This window comes from Burkholderia sp. YHN3-13 (assembly GCF_055810675.1).
Genome location: NZ_JBVVNQ010000015.1, coordinates 75,171 through 97,422 on the forward strand (window position 1 = coordinate 75,171; position 22,252 = coordinate 97,422).

Genomic DNA, 22,252 nt, shown 5'->3' on the forward strand with positions numbered 1-22,252 from the left:
CTTCGCCGCGTTCTCCGTTTTTCCCGTTCCCGTCATTCGTTTGCAGACAGCGCGCCGTCGCGCACATGCTGTCCGGGCTTACCCGGTTGGCGTGCGCGAATCGCGTCCGTTACACTCAGCTTTCGCCGACCGAGCGGTCGGGAAAACGGTCGGCAGTTCTCCTACAAGCAGAATGCAGAAGAGGGAGTACGGTTGGATGAGCAGCGCGGGACGATGGTTCGGGGCAGGAAAGGCGGCTGGCGCCGCCCGTTCGTCGCGGGGTGTGGCAACGGTCAGCGCGGCCTTCCCGGGCCGTTCTGCGGCCTGTACGCGCGCTGCGACGCCATCGCGGGTCGTTGCGTTCGCATCCGTATCCGCATTCTCATGAGCCGCCGTTTTTTCGACGTTTCACCGCGCGCATACCTGGCCGTATCCGGCCGGCGCGGCGTGCGTTCCCGCCATCGTTGCGCATGCATCGATCGTTCGCACGATCCCGTATTTCTTCGCCACCTTCATCCTGACGACACTGCTGCTGCGCATCGTGGCGGGCGAACGGCCGTGTCAGGCGGCAGGCGGCGGGTGTGCGGGGTTTCACGGGAAAACGAGCGTAGGCGCGGCCAGGCGAGATAGTTAAATTATTAACTTGTTTTGGGGGACCGGGAGCCGCCCGAGCGACCCGTGGCTTTTTCGAGCAGCGTTTGGAGACAACGTAAATGAAGATGAATCGATGGATGGAGGCCGTGCTTGCCGCGGGCCTCGTGTGCGCGGCGGCAACGGCGTCGGCGCAGGTGAAGATCGGCGTGACGCTGTCGGCCACCGGGCCGGCCGCGTCGCTCGGGATCCCGGAAAAGAACACGATCGCGCTGCTGCCCAAGGAAATCGCGGGCAAGAGCGTGCAGTACATCGTGCTGGATGACGCCTCCGACACGAGCCGTGCGGTGCAGAACGTGCGCAAGCTGATCGACGAGGACCACGTCGACGCGATCATCGGCTCGTCCGTCACGCCGAACTCGCTCGCGATGCTCGACCCGGTATCGCAGGGCAAGACGCCGACGATCTCGCTCGCCGCGAGCGCGCAGATCATCTCGCCGATGGACGCGAAGCGCGCGTGGATGTTCAAGGTGCCGCAGAATGACCAGCTGATGGCCGATGCGATCGCCGGCTACATGGCGAAGCACGGCGTGAAGACGGTCGGCTTCGTCGGCTTCGCCGATGCGTACGGCGACAGCTGGTACAACACGTTCAACGCGGCGGCCGCGAGGAACGGCCTGAAGGTCGTATCGAACGAGCGCTACAACCGCACCGACGCGTCGGTGATGGGGCAGGTGCTGAAGCTGCTGGGCTCGAACCCGGATGCGGTGCTGATCGCGGGCTCCGGCACGCCGGCGGCGCTGCCGGCCAAGACGCTGAAGGAGCGTGGCTACAAGGGCAAGGTGTACCAGACGCACGGCGTCGCGAACAACGACTTCCTGCGCGTGTGCGGCAAGGATTGCGAAGGCGAGATCCTGCCGGCCGGCCCGGTGCTCGTGACCGACCAGCTGCCTGATTCGAACCCGGTGAAGAAGCCGGCGCTCGGTTACAAGGCCGCGTACGAGAAGGCCTACGGCGCGGGCTCGCTGTCGACGTTCGGCGGCCATGCGTGGGATGCGGGGCTGTTGCTGCAGCGTGCGATTCCGGAGGCGCTGAAGAAGGGCCAGCCGGGCACCGAGGCGTTCCGCGAGGCGCTGCGTGCGTCGCTCGAAAGCGTGAAGGACCTTCCCGTGTCGCACGGCGTGATCAACATGACGGCAACCGATCACAACGGCTTCGACACGCGTGCGCGCGTGATGGTGCAGATCGTCGACGGCAAGTGGAAGCTGCAGGCCGAGTAAGCATCACGTGAAACCCGGCATGCGCGGCGCGAACGGCGCCGCGCATGCCGTCGGCAGGGCGCCGGGCCTGACGGGCCGCGCCCCGGGCTGCCTGGAACGTCCGGGGGCCGACACATGGCGCGTGACGCGCCTGCCGTGTCGCCCATGCCCCGCGGCGTTTCCGCCTTTCGTTTCTCCGCAGCATTCTCGATACACGAAACGTATGGATCTCTCGATTGCGGCGATCCTCGCGCAAGACGGCATCACGACGGGCGCCATTTATGCATTGCTGTCCCTGGCGCTCGTGCTGGTGTTTTCCGTCACGCGGGTGATCTTCATTCCCCAGGGCGAATTCGTCGCCTACGGTGCGCTGACGCTTGCCGCGTTGCAGGCGCAGAAATTTCCCGCCACCTGCTGGCTGCTGTTCGTGATGGGCATCGCGTGCTTCCTGCTCGAAGTCGGCGGCCTGATCCGGCATCGCGAGCGCCGCCATCAGCTCGGCCGCACGCTCGCGACGCTCGGCAGCCGCTACATCCTGCTGCCGCTCGCGGTGTTCGCGATCACGCGCAGCTTTGCCGCGCAGCCGATGCCGATGCTCGCGCAGATCGCGCTGACGCTTGCGATCGTCGTGCCGATGGGGCCGTTCGTCTACCGGCTCGTGTACCAGCCGATCGCCGAAGGCACGACGCTGCTGCTGTTGATCGTGTCGGTCGCCGTCCACTTCGCGATGGTCGGCCTCGGGCTCGTGATGTTCGGCGCGGAAGGCTCGCGTACCAACGGATTCTCGGACGCGTCGCTGGCGATCGGCAGCATGACGATCTCGGTGCAGAGCATCCTGGTCGTCGCCACGGCGCTCGTGCTGATCGGTGCGCTCTACGTGTACTTCGGCCGCACGATCGCCGGCAAGGCGCTGCGTGCGACGTCGGTGAACCGGCTCGGCGCTCGGCTCGTCGGCATCGGCACGACGGAAGCGGGGCGGCTCGCGTTCACGTTTGCGGCGGGGCTCGGCGTGCTGTCCGGGATCCTCGTCGGCCCGCTGACGACGATCTACTACGACTCGGGCTTCCTGATCGGTCTGAAGGGTTTCGTCGGCGCGATCATCGGCGGGCTCGTCAGCTATCCGCTCGCGGCCGCCGGCTCGCTGCTGGTTGGCGTGCTCGAATCGTATTCGTCGTTCTGGGCGAGCGCGTACAAGGAGGTGATCGTGTTCACGCTGATCATTCCGGTGCTGCTGTGGCGGAGCTTCGTGACGCCGCATGCGGAAGAGGAAGAGGAGTGACGCGATGAAGACGATGGTACGCAACAAGACCTTCTGGGTGTTTCTCGTGGTGTTGTTCGCGCTGCCGGTGCTGCCCGGCGCGCTGCACGTGCCCGAGTACTGGATCACGCTGCTGAACTACATCGGCCTCTATGCGATCGTCGCGATCGGGCTCGTGCTGCTGACGGGCGTTGGCGGGATGACGAGCTTCGGACAGGCCGCGTTCGTCGGCATCGGCGCGTATGCGACCGCGTTCCTGACGACGCGCTACGGCGTATCGCCGTGGCTCGCGCTGATCGTCGGCGTCGTGCTGACGGCGCTCGTCGCGCTCGTGCTGGGTGCGGTCACGATGCGGCTGTCCGGGCACTTCCTGCCGCTCGGCACGATCGCGTGGGGCCTCGCGCTGTTCTACCTGTTCGGTAACCTCGAGCTGCTCGGCAAGTACGACGGGATCAACGGCATTCCGGCGCTGAACCTGTTCGGCCTCGCGCTCGAAAGCGGCCGCAGCCTGTACTTCCTGATCTGGGCCGTCGTGCTGGCCGCGATCGTGTCGGTGCAGAACCTGCTGAACAGCCGCCCGGGCCGCGCGATCCGCGCACTGCGCGGCGGCGGCGTGATGGCCGAGGCGATGGGCGTGAACACGGCATGGATGCGCGTGGTGATCTTCGTCTACGCAGCCGTGCTGGCGGCCGTGTCGGGTTTCCTGTACGCGCATCTGCAGCGTGCGGTGAACCCGACCCCGTTCGGGTTGAATCACGGGATCGAGTTCCTGTTCATGGCCGTGGTCGGCGGCGTGTCGCACGTGTGGGGCGCGGTGCTCGGTGCAGCGATCCTCACGGTGCTGCAGGACTACCTGCAGACGCTGCTGCCGAAGCTGCTCGGCTCGGAAGGCAACTTCGAGATCATCGTGTTCGGCGTGCTGATGGTGCTGCTGCTGCAGTACGCCCGCCAGGGCGTGTGGCCGTTCGTTGCCCGGCTGTTCCCGCGCGGGCCGAGCGCGCACGTGCCCGAGCAGGCCGATCCGCTGCCGCAGCGTGCGAAGCCGGCGGCCGGTGAGCCGCTGCTCGTCGTCGACAATGCACGCAAGCAGTTCGGCGGGCTCGTGGCCGTCAACGACGTCAGCTTCGACGTGAAAGCGGGGCAGATCATCGGGCTGATCGGTCCGAACGGCGCCGGCAAGTCGACCACGTTCAACCTCGTGACGGGCGTGCTGAAGCCGACGGGCGGCACGATCACGTTCCGTGGCGAGCGCATCGACGGGCTCACGTCGCGCCAGATCGTCCGCCGCGGCATCGGCCGTACCTTCCAGCACGTGAAGCTGCTGCCCGCGATGACGGTGCTCGAGAACGTCGCGATCGGTGCGCATCTGCGCGGCCATACGGGCGTCTGGCGCAGCATCGCGCGGCTCAATGCACACGAGGAGGCGCAACTGCTGGCCGAAGCCGCACGCCAGATCCGCCGCGTGGGGCTCGAGAAGCATATGTACGACGAAGCGGGCAGCCTCGCGCTCGGCCAGCAGCGGATTCTCGAAATCGCCCGCGCGCTGTGCTGCGATCCGACGCTGCTGCTGCTCGACGAGCCGGCTGCGGGGCTGCGTTACCAGGAGAAGCAACAGCTCGCCGACCTGCTGCGACGGCTGAAGGCGGAAGGCATGAGCGTGTTGCTCGTGGAACATGACATGGATTTCGTGATGAATCTCACCGACCGGCTGGTGGTGATGGAGTTCGGCACGCGGATCGCGGAAGGGTTGCCGCAGGATGTGCAGCAGGACCCGGCCGTGCTTGAAGCGTATCTGGGCGGGGTGGAGTGATGACGGACACGACGATGCCGATTCTCGAAGTGCGCGGGCTGGCAGTCCGGTACGGGAAGGTGGAGGCACTGCACGGTGCGGCGATCAAGGTCGGTGCGGGGCAGATCGTCAGCGTGATCGGCCCGAACGGTGCCGGCAAGTCGACGCTGCTGAACGCGATCATGGGCGCGTTGCCGGTTACGGGGCATGCGTCGGGCGCGGTCGTGTACCGCGGCAGCGACATCGGTGCGTTGCCGGTCGAGCAGCGTGTCGCGCGCGGGATGTGCCTCGTACCGGAAAAGCGCGAGCTGTTCAGCACGATGACGGTCGAGGACAACCTTGTGCTGGGGGCATATCGCCGCAAGCAGGCTGGCGAATCGAACTTCCTCGACCAGCTCGACCACGTGTTCGCGCTGTTCCCGCGGCTGAAGGAGCGCCGCAAGCAGGCGGCCGGCACGCTGTCGGGCGGCGAGCGGCAGATGCTTGCGGTCGGCCGCGCGCTGATGGGCAAGCCCGACCTGTTGATGCTCGACGAGCCGAGCCTCGGGCTCGCGCCGCTGATCGTGAAGGAGATCTTTCATATCATCAGCGCGTTGCGCGGTACGGGGGTGGCGACGTTGCTGATCGAACAGAACGCGCGGGCCGCGTTGCAGATCTCGGATTACGGCTATGTGCTGGAGACCGGTGAGTTTGCGCTGGAAGGGCCGGCCGCCGAGCTTGCGCAGAATCCACGCGTGATCGAAACGTACCTGGGGCTGGCGAAGAAGACGGCTTGAGGGCCCGAGCGGTTGGCGGGAAACGAACGGCGTGTTTCACGTGAAACACGCCGTTTTTATTTGCCGGTGAGGCCTTGTTGGCTCGAGGTCTGGGGATAAGCGCCGGACGAATCGTCTTAAGTCCTGTGCGGCGGTGGCTCGTTCCACAGGCCGATGATGTGTGGAACCTCGGTGGACAAGGGTGAGAGCAACCGGCAGAAATGCTGTGAAGAGAAGGGGGCACAGCATGTCGTGTTCGCGCTGCCTCGCGGGCCACAGATATCGATCGGGTCATATTCCGCCTGCGGCGTTCTCGCCAGTCAGGTTTTTTGCACAGGTGCAGCGATGTACGGCAAACCGTGCTCGGGCTTTGCCTGAACAGGCTCGACACCCTGGATTCTCCCGTCCACGGCCCAAAAATCGACGAAATGCACAGACCCTACCATTCGGACGGCATTCGGGTGAAAAGCGAACCCGCTATAATTCGGCCCATACATTTCTCTGATAGGTTCGTGCGCAGCTCGGCGTGCGGAATCCACCATGCTTTTTCCCACAGAATTTGACGTCATCGTCGTCGGTGGCGGTCATGCCGGCACGGAAGCCGCGCTGGCGTCCGCCCGTATGGGCGCGAAGACGCTGCTGCTGACCCACAATATCGAAACGCTCGGGCAGATGAGCTGCAATCCGTCTATCGGCGGCATCGGCAAGGGCCATCTGGTCAAGGAAGTCGACGCGCTGGGTGGCGCAATGGCCGCCGCGACGGACGAGAGCGGTATTCAGTTCCGGATCCTCAATTCGTCGAAGGGCCCGGCCGTGCGTGCGACGCGTGCGCAGGCCGACCGCATCCTGTACAAGGCCGCGATCCGCCACCGGCTCGAGAACCAGCCGAACCTGTGGCTGTTCCAGCAGGCCGTCGACGACCTGATGGTCGAAGGCGACCGCGTGGTGGGCGCCGTCACGCAGATCGGTATCCGCTTCCGCTCGCGTGCGGTCGTGCTGACGGCCGGCACGTTCCTCGACGGCAAGATCCACGTCGGCCTGAACAACTACACGGGCGGCCGCGCCGGCGATCCGGCAGCCGTGTCGCTGTCGTCGCGCCTGAAGGAGCTGAAGCTGCCGCAGGGCCGGTTGAAGACCGGTACGCCCCCGCGTATCGACGGCCGGACGATCGACTTCTCGAAGCTCGACGAGCAGCCGGGCGACCTCGATCCGATTCCCGTGTTTTCGTTCCTGGGCCGCGCGGAGCAGCATCCGCAGCAGCTGCCGTGCTGGGTCACGCATACGAACGAACGCACGCACGACATCATTCGCGGCGGCCTCGACCGTTCGCCTATGTATACAGGCGTGATCGAAGGCGTCGGGCCGCGTTATTGCCCGTCGATCGAGGACAAGATCCACCGGTTCGCGTCGAAGGAATCGCACCAGATCTTTCTCGAGCCGGAAGGGCTGACGACCAACGAGTTCTACCCGAACGGGATCTCGACGAGCCTGCCGTTCGATGTCCAACTCGAGCTCGTGCATTCGATGCGCGGCCTCGAGAACGCGCACATCCTGCGCCCGGGTTATGCGATCGAGTACGACTATTTCGACCCGCGCGCGCTGAAGGCGTCGCTCGAGACCAAGGCGATCAACGGGTTGTTCTTTGCGGGCCAGATCAACGGCACGACCGGCTATGAAGAGGCGGCCGCGCAGGGCTTGCTGGCCGGCCTCAATGCGGGTCGCTATGTGCAGGAGAAGGACGCGTGGTGCCCGCGTCGTGACCAGGCCTATCTGGGCGTGCTGGTCGACGATCTTGTGACGCGTGGCGTGGCCGAGCCGTACCGGATGTTCACGAGCCGTGCCGAATATCGCCTGAGCCTGCGTGAAGACAATGCCGACATGCGCCTGACCGAGATCGGCCGCGAGCTGGGGCTCGTCGACGACGCGCGCTGGGACGCATTCAGCCGGAAGCGCGACGCTGTTTCACGTGAAACCGAACGCCTGAAGTCGACGTGGGTCACGCCGAAGACGCTGCCGCCGGAAGAGGCGACCGCGCTGCTCGGCAAGGCGATCGATCACGAATACAGCCTCGCCGAACTGCTGCGTCGTCCGGGCATCAGCTACGACGGCGTATGCGGGCTGAAGGGCGGTGAATGCGGTCCCGCGGAGCCGCTGACCGACGATCCGGTGCTGCTCGAGCAGATCAAGGAGCAGGTCGAGATTGGTATCAAGTATCAGGGCTATATCGAGCGCCAGGCATCCGAGATCGAACGCAACGACGCGAACGAGAACACGCGCTTGCCCGACGGTATCGATTACCGTGAAGTGCGCGGGCTGTCGTTCGAAGTGAGCCAGAAGCTCAACGAGTTCCGGCCGGAAACGATCGGGCAGGCATCGCGCATCTCGGGCGTCACGCCGGCGGCAATCTCGCTGCTGATGGTGCACCTGAAGCGTCGCGGGCTGGGCCGCCGGAATGGCACGGCCGCCGAGGCAACGGAGCAGGGGGACGGCGCCGTCCCGACGCAACAATGACGGCGCGTCGCGCGCCGGCGGTTAATCGGGACGTACTGGAACAGATGCTCGTCGAAGGCACGGCGGCGCTCGACCTCACGCTGACGGATGCTCAGCGCAACCAGTTGCTCGACTATGTCGCGCTGCTCGGCAAGTGGAACGCGGTCTACAACCTGACCGCGATCCGCGACCCGAAGCAGATGCTGATCCAGCACATCCTCGATTCGCTTTCGATCGTCCCGCATCTGCGCGGCCGTGCGTCGGCGCGTGTGCTCGACGTCGGTTCGGGCGGCGGGTTGCCCGGCATCGTGCTCGCGATCGTCGAGCCGGACTGGCAGGTCACGCTGAACGATATCGTGCAGAAGAAGTCTGCATTCCAGACGCAGATGCGCGCGGAACTGAAGCTCGCGAACCTGTCGGTCGTCACCGGGCGGGTTGAATCGCTGCAGCCGGGCGTCGAAGTGCCGGAAAAATTCGACATGATCGTATCCCGCGCTTTCGCGGATCTGTCCGACTTCGTTAAACTTGCTCGACATCTGGTTGCGCCGGGTGGATCGATCTGGGCAATGAAGGGCGTTCACCCGGATGATGAAATTGCGCGTTTGCCGGAAGGCAGCCGCGTGAAGCAGACGATCCGGCTGGCGGTGCCGATGCTCGATGCCGAGCGGCATCTGTTCGAAGTGGCCGTCGACGACGCGAATTGAAGGCGCGCGGTAGCGCGCCGTTTGTTTGAAGGTAAAGGGAACACACCAACGATGGCAAAGATCTTCTGCGTTGCGAACCAGAAGGGGGGCGTCGGCAAGACGACGACATCGGTCAATCTCGCCGCAAGCCTTGCAGCGCAGGAGCAACGAGTCCTGCTGATCGATCTCGACCCGCAGGGCAACGCGACGATGGGCAGCGGGATCGACAAGGCCGCCTGTGAGGCGACCGTGTACGAAGTGCTGGTCGATGGCGTGTCGGTCGCCGATGCGCGCATCCGCCCGGACGGCGTCACCTACGACGTTCTGCCCGCGAACCGCGAGCTGTCCGGTGCCGAGATCGAACTGATCAGCATCGACAACCGCGAGCGCCGGCTGAAAGCAGCGCTCGAACGCGTGGCCGACGACTACGATTTCGTGCTGATCGATTGCCCGCCGACGCTGTCGCTGCTGACGCTGAACGGGTTGTGCGCGGCACATGGCGTCGTGATCCCGATGCAGTGCGAGTACTTCGCGCTGGAAGGGTTGTCGGACCTCGTCAACACGATCAAGCAGGTTCACGCGAACATGAACCGTGACCTGAAGATCATCGGCTTGCTGCGTGTGATGTTCGATCCGCGCATCACGCTGCAGCAGCAAGTCTCCGATCAACTGAAAGCGCACTTTGGCGACAAGGTGTTCGACGCGGTGATTCCGCGCAACGTGCGCCTGGCGGAAGCGCCGAGTTACGGGTTGCCGGGCGTCGTGTTCGACCGCAGCTCGCGCGGTGCGCAGGCGTATCTCCAGTTCGGTGCCGAGATGATCGAACGCGTCCGCGCGTTCGAGGTGTCGTGATCCGGACATGAGCGAAGCGAGGAAGAAAGACATGAACGCGGTACCAAAGAAGAAGGGCTTGGGACGTGGCCTCGAAGCGCTGCTCGGCGGCAGCGCCGATATCACCGAAGCGGTGAAGATCGAAGGGGCGCCGAACACGCTCGCGCTCGGCAAGCTGCAGGCCGGCAAGTACCAGCCGCGGACGCGGATGGACGAGGGCAGCCTGCAGGAGCTCGCGGCCAGCATTCGCGCTCAGGGCGTGATGCAGCCGATCCTGGTACGGCCCATTTCATCAGACAAATACGAGATCATTGCAGGCGAGCGGCGGTTCCGCGCGGCGCGCCTGGCCGGTCTCGATGAAGTGCCGGTGCTCGTAAAGGACGTGTCCGATCAGGCTGCCGCCGCGATGGCGCTGATCGAGAACATCCAGCGCGAGGACCTGAACCCGCTTGAAGAGGCGCACGGTATCCAGCGCCTGCTCGACGAGTTCGGTTTCACGCACGAGCAGGCGGCCGAATCGGTCGGCCGTTCGCGCAGCGCGGTGTCGAACCTGCTGCGCCTGCTGAACCTCGCGTCGCCGGTGCAGACGATGCTGCTGGCCGGCGATCTCGACATGGGGCACGCGCGCGCGCTGCTCGCCGTCGATGCGGCCACGCAGATCACGCTCGCGCATCAGGTCGTCAACAAGCGCATGTCGGTGCGCGAAACCGAGAAGCTCGTCGCACATACGACGAAGGAAGCGCCGGCCGTGAAGGCGCGCGCGAAGGACGACGGCGGCCGCGATACGCGCCGTCTCGAAGAGGAGTTGTCCGACCTGCTCGCGTCGACGGTGAAGATCAAGCTCGGCCGCCGCGGGCGCGGGCAGGTGACGATCGACTTCGGCAACCTCGATGCGCTCGAGGGCATTCTCGCGCGGCTGCGCGGCAACGTCGCAACCGAAGAGTAAGGACAGCCAATGGAGAAGACGGGCGCACCGGCGCCGCGCCGGTGGCTCGGATGGCTTGCGCAGGAACCGGTACTGTCGGTGCTTGCACTCGGCCTGATCGTGCTGCAATGGGTGCGTCCGCAACCATTTTCGGTGCTTGCAGGTCGCGTCGACTGGCAGACGGTCGCGACGCTCGCGGGCCTGCTGATGCTGACCAAGGCACTCGAGCTGTCCGGTTGCCTGATGTGGCTCGCGCACCGTATCGTGCATCACGTGCATTCCGAACGCGGGCTCGCGATGCTGCTGGTCGGATTCGCCGCGGTACTGTCGATGTGGCTCACCAACGACGTCGCGCTGTTCGTCGTCGTGCCGTTGATGGTGTCGCTGCGTGCACTGACGCCGCTACCGTTCCGGCGGCTCGTGATCGTCGTCGCGCTGGCCGTCAACGCGGGGTCCGTCGCGACACCGCTCGGCAATCCCCAGAATCTTTTCCTGTGGCAATTGAGCGGCGTGTCGTTCGGCCGCTTCGTGGTTACGCTCGGGCCGCTGGCGCTTGCGTTGATGGCGTTGCTGCTCGTGCTGACCGCGTTCATGTTTCGCGCGAAGCCGCTCGATCTGTCCGGCGACGCCATCGCGTTACCGGTACAGCGCATGCACGCGCTGATCGCGGCAGTGCTGTTCGCTGCATTCGTACTGCTCGCCGATGCCCACCATCCGCTGCCGGGCCTCGTCGGCGTCGCCATCGTCCTGCTCGCCGTCAAACGCAACGCAGTCCTGAAGATCGACTGGCTGCTGCTGCTGATCTTCGTGCTGATGTTCGTCGTGCTGCGCAGCGCGGCCGCGCTGCCCGTCGTGCACGACACGATCGCGAATGCGCGGCTCGATTCGCCGCTGCGCGTCTATGCCGCGGGCGCCGTGCTGTCACAGGGGATCAGCAATGTGCCGGCGGCGATCCTGCTGTCGGAATTCACGCACGACTGGCGTGCGCTGGCGTTTGGCGTATCGGTCGGCGGTTTCGGTTTTGCCATCGGTTCGCTCGCGAACCTGATCGCGGTGCGTCTCGCGAAGGAGCCGCGCATGTGGCTGCCGTTTCATCTGGTGTCGATTCCGTTCGCGCTCGTGAGCGCGGCACTTGGCGCGTGGTTGCTCGTTCACGGTTGAGCAAGGCGGGTGCGCGGCACAGGTGTGCGATTCGAGGGGCGGGGAGGGGGCAGTGTTCGCGGTGGTTATAGGCTGTTGATAAGTGCCGCAACCCACAGTCGAACACCTGTGGTGGCGCGACAACTGATTGGACGTATCGATGCGCGAGCGTTCGGTCGAATTTCACCCGTCGCGCACGACCGATCGGCCAGGGCGCTTCGCGTGTTCCGGGCCGTCGTGCCAAGTCATTCCGGGCGAGTGTTTCACCGCGCATTTCCCGCGGCGATCGTGCCGCTCCGCCCGGACCCGTACCGGGCATCGTTTCCCCGTCATTCCCCCTGCCGTCGGCGTTTTACGCGCAAGAAATACCGGTGCAAGAAATCGACCTTACAACTGTCATCGTACGTCGTCGAATCGGGTGTTTTTTCACATGATGAGGCGTCGTTTTATGCAGGTTTTTGTCGCGTCTAAAGCCTTGAATCACTTGCAACTATCGCTTACAATCGCCCGGATTTGTTAGCTAGGCACCCCTGAAAGCTTTCAGAAAGCTTGGGGTCGGGTTCAAGGACTTTGCGGAAGATTGCGATGGCGGGTCAGGCGCCGGACGACAGGCACGATGATCAGCGCACGCAACGCCCCGCTTCGGCGGCCGGTGAGTGGCGCGAATCCGACGACTGGGATGTCGAGCAGCAAGATAACAACATCGTTCCGCTTACACGGACGGAAGCCGAGAGGCTGTTCGGTCCGAACGTGAGCAAGCCCTCGCGCGTGACCCCCTACAAGGTGGTGTTCGCGCAAGTGGTCCTGTCCCTGGTTGCAACGCTGGCGTGGTGGCTGTTTTCGAAGTCGCCGGGCGCCGCTGCGCAATCCGCGTTTCTGGGCGGAGCGATTGGCTGGGTGCCAAGTGCGGTATTCGTGGCACGACTGAAGGCAGGTGGCTCGGCCACCGTGATGAGCTGGGTGATGGGCGAAGCCCTGAAGCTCGCTCTGACGATCGGGATGTTCACCGCAGTGGCGTTCGGCTGGGCCGGCGTGCACTGGGTGCCGTTCCTCGTCACGTACCTCGTCGTGCTGAAGACCTACTGGATCGCGCTGGCCTGGCGGTAAGGAACAAGCAGCGTGCGGTTTCGACAGCGAACCGCACCGGCCCGTTCCCGCAATAGCGTGTTGCGGAACAGGCAAAACGATTTTCGACAATTTGGGTGGCATTAACGATATGGCAGCTAGCGAAGGCACGCGCGGTCCGGATCCGTCCGAGTACATTGCGCACCACTTGCAGAATTTCTCCACCTCGCATCAGACGTCGATTTTCGACATCCACGTCTGGAATCTCGACACGCTGTTCTGGTCGATCGTGTGCGGCATCGTGACGATCGTCCTGCTGCGTCTGGCCGCCCGCAAGGCGACGTCGGGCGTGCCGGGTCGCTTCCAGTGCGCGATCGAGATGCTCGTCGAAATGGTCGAAGACCAGTCGAAGGCCATCGTCCACGGCAATCGTACCTTCATCGCTCCGCTCGCCCTCACGGTGTTCGTGTGGGTCGCGCTGATGAACTCCCTCGACTTCCTCCCGGTCGACCTGCCGGGCCGCGTGATCGGCCTGCTCGGTCTGTCGGACGTGATTTCCCACCATCGCATCGTCCCGACGGCCGACCTGAACGGCACGCTCGGCATCGCGCTCGGCGTGTTCGTCCTGATGATCTACTACAGCATCAAGATCAAGGGCGCGGGCGGCTTCGTGCACGAGCTGCTGTCGGCACCGTTCGGCGCACACCCGCTGCTGTGGATCCCGAACCTCGCGCTCAACATTGTCGAATATCTCGCGAAGACCGTTTCTCTCGGTATGCGGCTGTTCGGCAACATGTACGCGGGTGAGCTGTTGTTCCTGTTGATCGCCCTGCTCGGCAGCATGTGGAGCTTCGGTGGCGACGCAACGTTCCTCGGCTTCGTTGGTCATGTGATCGCGGGTAGCGTCTGGGCAATCTTCCACATCCTGATTGTTCTGTTGCAGGCATTCATTTTCATGATGCTGACGCTGGTGTATCTCGGCCAGGCGCACGACAAGCACTAAGCGCGGCGTGCAAGAAAGAGTCTTCGTTTTAGTTTTTTAAATCTCAGTTCCAAGTCTTTTCACAAAGGAGTGATCATGCAAGCTTACATCGCCAACATCCAGGGTCTGACCGCCATCGGTATCGGCATCATCATCGGCCTGGGTGCAATCGGCGCCTGTATCGGTATCGCGCTGATGGGTGGCAAGTACATCGAAGCCTGCGCGCGTCAGCCGGAACTCATCAACCCGCTGCAAACGAAGATGTTCCTGCTGGCTGGCCTGATCGACGCTGCATTCCTGATCGGCGTTGGTGTCGCAATGCTGTTCGCGTTCGCGAACCCGCTCCTGTCGAAGCTCGCAGGCTAAGGTTCCTCGGAAATATGCGTCCGGCGTGAGCCGGCGCAGGGCGGAACGGAGACTTGGGGCGCTGATCGAATGCAACTCGATGAGCGCCTTACCGTTTCATTTTTCCGGAATAGCAGATAAGGAAACACCGTGAATCTCAACGCAACTCTGTTTGCGCAAATGGTCGTGTTCCTGGTCCTCGCGTGGTTCACGATGAAATTCGTGTGGCCGCCGTTGATCAACGCCCTCGACGAACGTTCGAAGAAGATCGCCGACGGCCTCGCCGCCGCGGAGAAGGGCAAGGCGGAACTCGACGCAGCGCACAAGCGCGTGGACCAGGAACTCGCGCAGGCCCGCAACGACGGCCAGCAGCGCATCGCCGACGCCGAAAAGCGTGCCCAGGCGGTCGCCGAGGAAATCAAGGCCAACGCCCAGGCTGAAGCCGCCCGCATCGTCGCTCAGGCGAAGGCGGAAGCAGAACAGCAAATCGTGAAGGCGCGCGAAGCGCTGCGTGGCGAAGTCGCCGCGCTGGCCGTGAAGGGCGCCGAGCAGATCCTGAAGCGCGAAGTCGATCAAACGGCCCACGCCCAACTGCTGAATCAACTGAAAGCCGAGCTCTGATCATGGCCGAACTTGCAACCATCGCCCGCCCTTACGCAGAAGCGCTGTTCCGCGTGGCCGAGGGCGGTGACATCGCCGCCTGGTCCACGCTCGTGCAAGAGCTGGCCCAGGTTGCGCGTCTGCCGGAAGTGCTGTCGGTCGCGTCGAGCCCGAAGGTGACGCGCACGCAAGTAGCCGAGTTGCTGCTTGCTGCGGTGAAGTCGCCGCTCGCGGCCGGCGCCGAAGCGAAGAACTTCGTGCAGATGCTGGTCGACAATCATCGCATCGCGCTGCTGCCGGAAATTGCCGAGCAGTTCGAGGCGCTCAAGAACGAACGTGAAGGCGCAGCCGACGCCGAGATCGTGAGCGCGTTCCCGCTGAACGGCGCGGATCTCGACAGTCTCGTCTCGGGCCTCGAACGCAAGTTCAAGCGCAAGCTGAAACCGACGGTCGAAGTCGATTCGTCGCTGATCGGCGGCGTGCGCGTGACGGTCGGCGACGAAGTGCTCGACACCTCGGTTCGCGCGCGCCTCGCATCGATGCAGGCTGCCTTGACCGCCTGAGCGCCACGCCGGCACGCAACAGAATTGACTATCAGGAGCGAATAATGCAACTCAATCCCTCTGAGATCAGCGAGCTGATCAAGAGCCGGATCCAGGGCCTTGAAGCGAGCGCAGACGTTCGCAACCAGGGCACCGTGATCTCCGTGACCGACGGTATCGTGCGTATCCACGGCCTGTCGGACGTGATGCAGGGCGAAATGCTCGAGTTTCCGGGCAACACGTTCGGTCTCGCGCTGAACCTCGAGCGCGACTCGGTCGGCGCGGTGATTCTCGGCGAATACGAACACATCTCGGAAGGCGACGTCGTCAAGACGACGGGCCGCATTCTCGAAGTGCCGGTGGGTCCGGAACTCGTCGGCCGCGTGGTCGATGCGCTCGGCAACCCGATCGACGGCAAGGGCCCGGTCAACGCGAAGCTGACCGACGCGATCGAAAAGATCGCCCCGGGCGTGATCTGGCGCAAGTCGGTGTCGCAGCCGGTGCAGACGGGCATCAAGTCGATCGACGCGATGGTGCCGATCGGCCGTGGCCAGCGTGAGCTGATCATCGGCGACCGTCAGTGCGGCAAGACCGCGGTGGCGCTCGACGCGATCATCAACCAGAAGGGCAAGGACCTGATCTGTATCTACGTCGCGATCGGCCAGAAGGCTTCGTCGATCATGAACGTGGTTCGCAAGCTCGAAGAAACGGGCGCGATGGAATACACGATCGTCGTCGCCGCTTCGGCGTCGGATTCGGCCGCGATGCAGTACCTCGCACCGTACGCCGGCTGCACGATGGGCGAATACTTCCGCGACCGCGGCCAGGACGCGCTGATCATCTATGACGACTTGACCAAGCAAGCCTGGGCATACCGTCAGATCTCGCTGCTGCTGCGCCGCCCGCCGGGCCGTGAAGCGTACCCGGGCGACGTGTTCTATCTGCACTCGCGCCTGCTGGAGCGTGCCGCTCGCGTGTCGGAAGAGTACGTCGAGAAGTTCACGAACGGCGAAGTGAAGGGCAAGAGCGGTTCGCTGACGGCACTGCCGGTCATCGAAACGCAGGCGGGCGACGTGACCGCGTTCGTTCCGACGAACGTGATCTCGATCACCGACGGCCAGATCTTCCTGGAAACCGACCTGTTCAACGCAGGCATCCGCCCGGCAATCAACGCCGGCGTGTCGGTGTCGCGAGTCGGTGGCGCCGCTCAGACGAAGGTCGTGAAGAAGCTGTCGGGCGGTATCCGTACCGACCTCGCGCAGTACCGTGAACTGGCTGCATTCGCGCAGTTCGCGTCGGACCTCGACGAAGCGACCCGCAAGCAGCTCGAGCGCGGCCGCCGCGTGACGGAACTGCTGAAGCAGCCGCAGTACCAGCCGCTGCAGGTCTGGGAACTGGCCGTGTCGCTGTATGCCGCGAACAACGGCTACCTCGACGATCTCGACGTCAAGCAAGTGCTGTCGTTCGAGAAGGGCCTGCGCGAAAACCTGAAGACCAGCCACGCTGACCTCATCAAGCGCATCGAAGACACCAAGGATCTCTCGAAGGACGACGAAGGCGCACTGCGCTCGGCGATCGAATCCTTCAAGAAGTCCGGTGCCTATTGATCCGCGAGTGACACATTGAGGCCGCGCGGGTGCTGATGCGCCCGCGCCGCTTCGGTGAGCGATGCATGAGCCCCGAGTAAAGCGCTAAAGCGCTAACCCGGGGCGCAAAGGAGCAAGCTATGGCTGGAATGAAGGAAATTCGCGGCAAGATCAAGAGCGTGCAGAACACGCGCAAGATCACGAAGGCGATGGAGATGGTGGCCGCATCGAAGATGCGCCGCGCGCAGGAACGCATGCGCGCCGCTCGTCCGTATGCGGACAAGGTCCGTGCCATCGCCGCGCACATGAGCCGTGCGAACCCGGAGTACCGCCACCCGTTCATGGTGGCAAACGACGGCGCGAAGACGGCCGGCATCATCCTCGTCACGACGGACAAGGGGTTGTGCGGCGGTTTGAACACCAACGTGCTGCGTGCGACGGTGCAGAAGTTCAAGGAGCTGGAAGAGAAGGGCCAGAAGGTCGAAGCCACCGCGATCGGCGGCAAGGGCCTCGGGTTCCTGAACCGCTTCGGCGCGAAGGTGATGTCGCAGGTCGTGCACCTCGGCGACACCCCGCATCTGGACAAGCTGATCGGCGCCGTGAAGACGCAGCTCGATCTGTATTCGGAAGGCAAGCTGTCGGCGGTTTATATCGCTTACACGCGCTTCGTCAACACGATGAAGCAGGAAGCCGTGATCGAGCAGCTGCTGCCGCTGTCGTCGGAACACTTCGAAGCCGATGACGGTACGCCGGCCACGTCGTGGGACTACATCTACGAGCCGGACGCGCAGGCAGTCGTCGACGAACTGCTCGTGCGTTACGTCGAGGCGCTGGTGTACCAGGCCGTCGCGGAAAACATGGCGTCCGAGCAATCGGCGCGCATGGTCGCGATGAAGGCCGCGTCCGACAACGCGAAGACGGTGATCAGCGAACTGCAGCTCGTATACAACAAGAGCCGTCAGGCCGCGATCACGAAAGAACTGTCGGAGATCGTCGGCGGCGCAGCCGCTGTTTAAGCGCGCGCCCGGGACGACAACTGCGCCTTTGCGCGAGTAAAGAATCAGGTATTTAAAGGAAAAGCGATGAGTACTGCTGCTTTGGTAGAAGGCAAGATCGTACAGTGCATCGGCGCCGTTATCGACGTGGAATTCCCGCGCGACAGCATGCCGAAGATCTACGACGCGCTTATTCTCGATGGCTCGGAACTGACGCTCGAAGTCCAGCAGCAGCTGGGCGACGGCGTGGTCCGTACCATCTGTCTGGGTGCTTCCGACGGCCTGCGCCGCGGCCTGACCGTGAAGAACACGGCAAAGCCGATTTCGGTGCCGGTCGGCAAGCCGACCCTCGGCCGGATCATGGACGTCCTCGGCCGTCCGATCGACGAAGCCGGCCCGATCGAAAGCGAACATACGCGTTCGATCCACCAGAAGGCTCCGGCGTTCGACGAACTGTCGCCGTCGACCGAACTGCTCGAAACGGGTATCAAGGTCATCGACCTGATCTGCCCGTTCGCCAAGGGCGGCAAGGTTGGCCTGTTCGGCGGTGCTGGCGTGGGCAAGACCGTCAACATGATGGAGCTCATCAACAACATCGCGAAGGAACACGGCGGTTACTCCGTGTTCGCGGGCGTGGGCGAGCGTACCCGTGAAGGGAACGACTTCTACCACGAAATGAAGGACTCGAACGTTCTCGACAAGGTCGCGCTGGTGTACGGCCAGATGAACGAGCCGCCGGGCAACCGTCTGCGCGTCGCGCTGACCGGCCTGACGATGGCCGAGCACTTCCGTGACGAAGGCCTCGACGTGCTGTTCTTCGTCGACAACATCTACCGTTTCACGCTGGCCGGTACCGAAGTGTCGGCACTGCTCGGCCGTATGCCGTCGGCAGTGGGCTATCAGCCGACGCTGGCTGAAGAAATGGGCAAGCTGCAAGAGCGCATCACGTCGACCAAGAAGGGCTCGATTACGTCGGTCCAGGCCGTGTACGTCCCTGCGGACGACTTGACCGACCCGTCGCCGGCGACGACCTTCGGCCACCTGGACGCAACCGTCGTTCTGTCGCGTGACATCGCTTCGCTGGGTATCTACCCGGCGGTCGACCCGCTCGACTCGACGTCGCGCCAGATCGATCCGAACGTGATCGGTGAAGAGCACTACTCGATCACCCGTCGCGTTCAGCAGACGCTGCAGCGCTACAAGGAACTGCGCGACATCATCGCGATTCTGGGCATGGACGAACTGTCGCCGGAAGACAAGCTGTCGGTCGCACGTGCACGTAAGATCCAGCGTTTCCTGTCGCAGCCGTTCCACGTTGCTGAAGTGTTCACGGGCTCGCCGGGCAAGTACGTGCCGCTGAAGGAAACGATCCGCGGCTTCAAGATGATCGTCGACGGCGAGTGCGACCACCTGCCGGAACAGGCGTTCTACATGGTCGGCACGATCGACGAAGCCTTCGAAAAGGCCAAGAAGATCCAGTAAGGGTCGGGTGTAACGCAGCGGGCGCCGTTGAGGTCGTTGATTCTCCTGTACCCCCGGGGACAGGAGACACGGCGCCCACGTAATACGCTCAACCAGGAGTCGATATGGCAACCATCAAAGTAGACGTCGTCAGCGCGGAAGAGCAGATCTTCTCGGGCGAGGCGAAATTCGTCGCGCTGCCGGGCGAAACGGGTGAGCTGGGCATTCTGCCGGGTCACACGCCGCTGATCACGCGGATTCGTCCGGGTGCGGTGCGCATCGAAGTCGAGGGCGGCAACGACGAATTCGTGTTCGTCGCGGGCGGCATTCTCGAAGTGCAGCCGGGCGCCGTGACGGTGCTCGCCGATACCGCGATCCGCGGCAAGGACCTCGACGCGGCGAAAGCCGAGGAAGCGCGCAAGCGTGCCGAGGAAACGCTGCAGAACGCGAAGTCGGATCTCGACCTCGCGAAGGCGCAATCCGAGCTCGCGACCGCGATGGCGCAGCTCGAAGCGATCCAGCGTCTGGCGAAGATCCGCAGCCGGCACTAAGCCGCGCCGCGTATCCCGTGAAAGAAAGCAGCCTTCGGGCTGCTTTTTTTTCGTCTGCGGATTGCGGGCCAGATCATTCCGTCCGGTCGTGCTATTTCATCCGTCCGCCGCGAATTGATGTCAGAGTGTCGTCAGCGGAGCGCGGCATCATCCGCAGTGAGGCTGTCCGTCGCGATCGAGGCGATGGAGGCGGGCGCGGCAGGCGCGCGCGGGCCGATCAGACCAAAAAGACGGAGACATTCATGGCAGCAGACCTTGGCGTGGGCGCGCTGATCGCGCCCGAGAACGGCTTGTCGTACGTGCGTGGCGCGACCGACGTGCCGCTGTCCGAAGCGACGATCGGCCGGTTCCTGCGCGACACCGCCGGCCGCTTTCCCGACCGTCCGGCCGTCGTGTTCCGCGAGCAGCAGGTGCGCTGGACCTGGCGCGAGTTCGCGAACGAGGTCGACGTGCTCGCGGCGGGGCTGGCCGCGCTCGGTATCGTGAAGGGCGACCGCGTCGGCATCTGGTCGCCGAACCGCAGCGAATGGCTGCTCACGCAGTTCGCGACCGCGCGCATCGGTGCGGTGCTCGTCAACCTGAATCCGGCCTACCGGCTCGCCGAGCTCGAATACGCGCTGAACAAGGTCGGCTGCAAGGCCGTGATCACGGCCGAGCGCTTCAAGTCGTCGGCCTACGTCGAGATGCTGCAGGCCATCGCGCCGGAGCTCGCGACCACGACGCCGGGCGACCTGCACGCGGCACGCGTGCCGAGCCTGCGCACGGTCGTGTCGATGGGCGACGTCGCGCCGGCCGGCATGTTCCGCTTCGCGGACGTGATGACACGCGGCCGCCAGGCCGTCGATCCGGGATTGCTCGATGCAATCGGCGCGACGCTCACGGCCAACGAACCGATCAACATCCAGTTCACGAGCGGCACGACCGGCAGCCCGAAGGGCGCGACGCTCACGCACCGCAACGTCGTCAACAATGGGCGCTCGATCGCGACCGCGATGCGCTTCACCGAGCACGACACGCTGTGCATCCCGGTGCCGCTCTATCACTGCTTCGGGATGGTGCTGGCCGTGCTTGCGTGCGTGTCGAAGGGCGCGGCGATGGTGTTCCCCGGCGAGGCGTTCGATCCGGTTGCGACGCTCGCGGCCGTGGCCGGCGAGCGCTGCACCGCGCTGCACGGCGTGCCGACGATGTTCATCGCCGAGCTCGATCATCCGGCGTTCTCGACCTTCGATCTTTCGACGCTGCGCACCGGGATCATGGCCGGCTCGCCGTGCCCGATCGAGACGATGAAGCGCGTCGTGTCGCAGATGCACCTGTCAGAGATCACGATCGCGTACGGGATGACGGAGACGAGCCCCGTATCGTTCCAGAGTTCGACCGACGATCCGCTCGAGAAGCGCACGACGACGGTCGGCCGCATCCAGCCGCACCTGGAAGTGAAGATCGTCGATGCGAGCGGCGACATCGTGCCGGTCGGCGCGACGGGCGAGCTCTGCACGAGGGGCTATTCGGTGATGCTCGGCTACTGGGACGACGACGCGAAGACGCGCGAGGTGCTGGTCGACGGCTGGATGCACACGGGCGACCTCGCGACGCTCGATGCGGACGGCTACTGCAATATCGTCGGCCGCCTGAAGGACATGGTGATTCGCGGCGGCGAGAACGTCTATCCGCGCGAGATCGAGGAGTTCCTGTTTCGGCATCCGAAGATCCAGAGCGCGCAGGTGTTCGGCGTGCCGGATGCGAAGTACGGCGAGGAGCTGTGCGCGTGGATCGTGCTGCGCGCGGACGAGCAGATGACGGAGGACGACGTGCGTGCGTTCTGCAGCGGGCAGATCGCGCACTACAAGATTCCGCGCTACATCCGCTTCGTCGACGAGCTGCCGATGACGGTGACGGGCAAGGTGCAGAAGTTCGTGATGCGCGACCGGATGATCGAGGAGCTGAAGCTCGACGTGCAGAAGACCGCTTGATGCGGGACGGCGCGGGAAAAATGCGGGAAAAGACGTGGCGGCCTGCGGGCCGTTACGTTTTCGATGGACGAAAAAAAGCGGGCTTATTAGCCCGCTAAAAACCACACGCTACGGGGTTAGCGCGAGGAGACCAAAGATGAAACCGAATCCGGCGGGGGGCCGGAAACGACTCCAACAGGGATGCCCCTCGGAAGGGCTTCGGTACGTGACCGACTGGCTCGCAGCGCTTCGCGTCCGCTCACACTTGGCACACGAGACCGCATCCGTGTTGAAACCGTTGAGGCCATTGTGGGCGAATTAATGACCCGTCGCGGTAACAAAGTGTTTCAGGTTGTAACGCCCACCAGATAAGGCTTCCCGGGATTTTTTGCTGTTTTCGGGGTCCTGAAAAAGGTCATTTTTACCCATATTTTCCGCTGCGTTTTCAGCCGATGCGCACGATGCGTTTTTCATGC

At 64.1% G+C, this 22,252-nt stretch carries 20 protein-coding genes; 19 read left to right on the plus strand and 1 reads right to left on the minus strand.

Features of this window, described 5'->3' with window-relative positions:
• The first annotated feature begins 692 nt into the window (after positions 1-692).
• The 19 genes from AC0KUR_RS27670 (at position 693) to AC0KUR_RS27760 (ending at position 21,797) form a co-directional block, all read left to right on the plus strand.
• A complete protein-coding gene (locus AC0KUR_RS27670; protein ID WP_049034863.1) occupies positions 693-1,850 on the plus strand; it encodes an ABC transporter substrate-binding protein in 1,158 nt (385 codons plus the stop codon).
• Positions 1,851-2,052: 202 nt separating this feature from the next.
• On the plus strand, positions 2,053-3,108 hold the full coding sequence (locus tag AC0KUR_RS27675) for a branched-chain amino acid ABC transporter permease (RefSeq protein WP_034188179.1): 1,056 nt from the start codon (positions 2,053-2,055) through the stop codon (positions 3,106-3,108).
• 4 nt (positions 3,109-3,112) lie between these two features.
• Positions 3,113-4,897 carry a branched-chain amino acid ABC transporter ATP-binding protein/permease gene (locus AC0KUR_RS27680; protein WP_049032698.1) on the plus strand — a complete coding sequence of 595 codons (1,785 nt, stop codon included), beginning with the start codon at positions 3,113-3,115 and terminating at the stop codon, positions 4,895-4,897.
• On the plus strand, positions 4,897-5,652 hold the full coding sequence (locus AC0KUR_RS27685; RefSeq protein ID WP_473376664.1) for an ABC transporter ATP-binding protein: 756 nt from the start codon (positions 4,897-4,899) through the stop codon (positions 5,650-5,652). The genes AC0KUR_RS27680 and AC0KUR_RS27685 overlap by 1 nt, the downstream gene beginning before the upstream one ends.
• Before the next feature lie 519 nt (positions 5,653-6,171).
• A complete protein-coding gene (mnmG, locus tag AC0KUR_RS27690; protein ID WP_034188177.1) occupies positions 6,172-8,142 on the plus strand; it encodes a tRNA uridine-5-carboxymethylaminomethyl(34) synthesis enzyme MnmG in 1,971 nt (656 codons plus the stop codon).
• Positions 8,139-8,825 carry a 16S rRNA (guanine(527)-N(7))-methyltransferase RsmG gene (gene rsmG / locus AC0KUR_RS27695; RefSeq protein WP_034188176.1) on the plus strand — a complete coding sequence of 229 codons (687 nt, stop codon included), beginning with the start codon at positions 8,139-8,141 and terminating at the stop codon, positions 8,823-8,825. Before mnmG ends, rsmG begins: the two co-directional genes overlap by 4 nt.
• Positions 8,826-8,876: 51 nt before the next feature.
• Entirely contained in the window at positions 8,877-9,656 is a 780-nt protein-coding gene (locus AC0KUR_RS27700) for a ParA family protein (RefSeq protein WP_059559486.1), read from the plus strand.
• A gap of 31 nt (positions 9,657-9,687) precedes the next feature.
• On the plus strand, positions 9,688-10,581 hold the full coding sequence (locus AC0KUR_RS27705) for a ParB/RepB/Spo0J family partition protein (RefSeq protein WP_034188249.1): 894 nt from the start codon (positions 9,688-9,690) through the stop codon (positions 10,579-10,581).
• A 9-nt stretch (positions 10,582-10,590) separates the two neighbouring features.
• On the plus strand, positions 10,591-11,721 hold the full coding sequence (locus AC0KUR_RS27710) for an SLC13 family permease (protein WP_473376665.1): 1,131 nt from the start codon (positions 10,591-10,593) through the stop codon (positions 11,719-11,721).
• A gap of 564 nt (positions 11,722-12,285) precedes the next feature.
• On the plus strand, positions 12,286-12,807 hold the full coding sequence (locus tag AC0KUR_RS27715; RefSeq protein WP_034188173.1) for an ATP synthase subunit I: 522 nt from the start codon (positions 12,286-12,288) through the stop codon (positions 12,805-12,807).
• Positions 12,808-12,916: 109 nt separating this feature from the next.
• Entirely contained in the window at positions 12,917-13,768 is an 852-nt protein-coding gene (gene atpB, locus AC0KUR_RS27720) for a F0F1 ATP synthase subunit A (RefSeq protein ID WP_012492242.1), read from the plus strand.
• Positions 13,769-13,843: 75 nt separating this feature from the next.
• A complete protein-coding gene (atpE, locus tag AC0KUR_RS27725; RefSeq protein ID WP_006482730.1) occupies positions 13,844-14,113 on the plus strand; it encodes a F0F1 ATP synthase subunit C in 270 nt (89 codons plus the stop codon).
• A 129-nt stretch (positions 14,114-14,242) separates the two neighbouring features.
• Complete coding sequence (locus AC0KUR_RS27730; RefSeq protein ID WP_006477283.1) at positions 14,243-14,713, plus strand: F0F1 ATP synthase subunit B; 471 nt, start codon at positions 14,243-14,245, stop codon at positions 14,711-14,713.
• 2 nt (positions 14,714-14,715) lie between these two features.
• The gene (locus AC0KUR_RS27735; RefSeq protein WP_034188172.1) at positions 14,716-15,255 is read left to right on the plus strand and encodes a F0F1 ATP synthase subunit delta; all 540 of its coding nucleotides are present in this window, start codon (positions 14,716-14,718) and stop codon (positions 15,253-15,255) included.
• Between the two features lie 44 nt (positions 15,256-15,299).
• Complete coding sequence (gene atpA, locus AC0KUR_RS27740) at positions 15,300-16,841, plus strand: F0F1 ATP synthase subunit alpha (RefSeq protein WP_034188171.1); 1,542 nt, start codon at positions 15,300-15,302, stop codon at positions 16,839-16,841.
• A 119-nt stretch (positions 16,842-16,960) separates the two neighbouring features.
• The gene (gene atpG, locus AC0KUR_RS27745; RefSeq protein ID WP_034188170.1) at positions 16,961-17,836 is read left to right on the plus strand and encodes a F0F1 ATP synthase subunit gamma; all 876 of its coding nucleotides are present in this window, start codon (positions 16,961-16,963) and stop codon (positions 17,834-17,836) included.
• A 66-nt stretch (positions 17,837-17,902) separates the two neighbouring features.
• Positions 17,903-19,297: a F0F1 ATP synthase subunit beta gene (gene atpD / locus AC0KUR_RS27750; protein WP_034188169.1), complete on the plus strand. Its 1,395-nt coding sequence runs from the start codon at positions 17,903-17,905 to the stop codon at positions 19,295-19,297.
• A gap of 104 nt (positions 19,298-19,401) precedes the next feature.
• A complete protein-coding gene (locus AC0KUR_RS27755; protein WP_006477288.1) occupies positions 19,402-19,827 on the plus strand; it encodes a F0F1 ATP synthase subunit epsilon in 426 nt (141 codons plus the stop codon).
• A 242-nt stretch (positions 19,828-20,069) separates the two neighbouring features.
• The gene (locus tag AC0KUR_RS27760) at positions 20,070-21,797 is read left to right on the plus strand and encodes an AMP-binding protein (RefSeq protein ID WP_069705846.1); all 1,728 of its coding nucleotides are present in this window, start codon (positions 20,070-20,072) and stop codon (positions 21,795-21,797) included.
• A gap of 297 nt (positions 21,798-22,094) precedes the next feature.
• Here the strand turns inward: AC0KUR_RS27760 and AC0KUR_RS27765 are convergent, their stop codons facing one another.
• Entirely contained in the window at positions 22,095-22,250 is a 156-nt protein-coding gene (locus tag AC0KUR_RS27765) for a hypothetical protein (protein WP_167361860.1), read from the minus strand.
• Positions 22,251-22,252 lie beyond the last annotated feature (2 nt).